This window comes from Desulfovulcanus sp., assembly GCF_982781345.1.
In genome coordinates this window covers 1-1846 of sequence record NZ_CEYAEZ010000130.1, presented here as the reverse complement: position 1 = coordinate 1846, position 1846 = coordinate 1, and the positions used below count along the sequence as shown (strand labels likewise).

Below are 1846 nucleotides of genomic sequence, written 5' to 3'. Positions count from 1 at the left end.
ATTTATTTTGGGTAAAAAAAAACCGGCAAAAGCCGGTTTTTTTAATCTTGCAAAAACAAATTATAGCGCTTTAATTTTAGCAGCTAAACGGCTCTTATGACGAGCAGCTTTGTTTTTGTGGATTAGACCCTTAGTTGCGTAACGGTCTAGGATAGGTGTAGCAACAGAAAAAGCTTGCTGTGCAGCTTCTTTATCGCCAGCTTCAATAGCTACGATTACTTTTTTGAAGTAAGTACGCATCATTGAACGACGGCTTGCGTTGTGCTGACGGTTTTTTTCGCTTGTGATAGCGCGTTTTTTTGCAGACTTGATGTTAGCCAAGGTTTGCTCCTAACAATCTTAAATAAAGCTTAAATTAAAGGCCGTGGAATATGCCTGTTTTTATCATGAATGTCAATTTAATTTTAACAATCCAAGAAAAACTGCTCCTTATAACGAACATCAATTTGCCGCTTTAGCAGTTAATGGCGCTATTGTAACAAAGCAAGGGGTTCGAGCCTAGTGCTTTAAAGCGATTTATAAAAAAGACTATGGCATAATTAACTTAATTGCTGATTTTTAATATGGATTCATAGTGTCAAAAGGTTTGTTTCGTTCTGGGATGATTGTAAGTGCAATGACAATGATCTCGCGTATTTTAGGGCTAGTACGAGATGCCGTCGTAGCTAACTTGTTGGGCGCAGGCGCTGCGGCCGATGTATTTTTATTTGCTAACCGTATTCCTAATTTTTTACGTCGTTTATTTGCCGAAGGGGCTTTTGCGCAAGCATTTGTACCGGTATTAAGTGAAATTAAACAGCAGCAGGGCGATGAGAAGGTCAGGATATTTGTAGCCCAAGCCGCCGGCACGTTAGGCACTATTTTACTGATAGTGACGCTTTTTGGTGTAATAGCATCACCCGTTATTGCTGCTTTATTCGGCACTGGCTGGTTTATTGATTGGTGGCAAGGGGGCCCAGACGCAGAAAAGTTTGAGCTTGCCAGTTCGCTATTAAAACTGACTTTTCCGTATTTATTTTTTGTAAGCCTTGTGGCACTCAGTGGCGCGGTGATGAACGTTTATAATCGTTTTGCCGTTGCGGCTTTTACGCCGGTGTTACTCAATGTATCTATTATCGCTTGTGCCATTTTATTGCACGACCAGTTTTCTGTGGGTGCATATGCCTTAGCAATAGGCGTATTTTTAGGAGGCGTGGTACAGCTATTATTTCAACTGCCGTTTTTGTATAAAGCAAAAATGCTAGCGCGGCCTCGCTGGGGTTGGCAGGATGAGAATGTGAAAAAAGTACGCAAGTTAATGCTTCCAGCCTTATTTGGTGTATCAATTAGTCAAATTAACTTATTACTCGATACGGTAATAGCCTCATTATTAATGACGGGCTCTATCGCTTGGCTGTATTACTCAGATAGACTGATTGAATTCCCACTTGGTTTATTTGGTATTGGTATTGCGACGGTAATTTTGCCTGCGCTGTCAAAATTACACAGCAGTAAAAAAAGTAGCGACTTTCAACACACCCTAGATTGGGGAGTGAGGTTTGTGATTTTTTTAGGGCTTCCAGCGATGATAGGATTGATGATTATAAGCCCGCTTATTATTACTGTGCTGTTTGATCATGGTGCATTCAAAGAAGCGGGTATTGATCATGTTAAGGCGGTGAGCTTGGGGGTTGTTGCTTACTCAGTGGGATTAGTCAGCTTTATGTTAATTAAAGTGCTCGCGCCAGGGTTTTATTCTCGCCAAGATACTAAAACACCGGTACGCATTGGTATTATTACTTTGGTACTAAATATGGTGTTTAACATTATGTTAGCGCCATTTATTGGCTATTTAGGCTTGGCACTG

General features: G+C 40.7%; 2 protein-coding genes. One reads left to right on the top strand and one right to left on the bottom strand.

What is annotated here, in order from left to right:
* Positions 1–60 precede the first annotated feature (60 nt).
* A complete protein-coding gene (gene rpsT / locus AC3WVG_RS11615; RefSeq protein WP_008114420.1) occupies positions 61–321 on the bottom strand; it encodes a 30S ribosomal protein S20 in 261 nt (86 codons plus the stop codon).
* Between the two features lie 253 nt (positions 322–574).
* Between rpsT and murJ the strand changes: the two genes are divergently transcribed.
* Positions 575–1846, top strand: a 1272-nt coding sequence (gene murJ, locus AC3WVG_RS11610; protein WP_488798281.1) for a murein biosynthesis integral membrane protein MurJ, incomplete at its 3' end; no start/stop codon positions are given.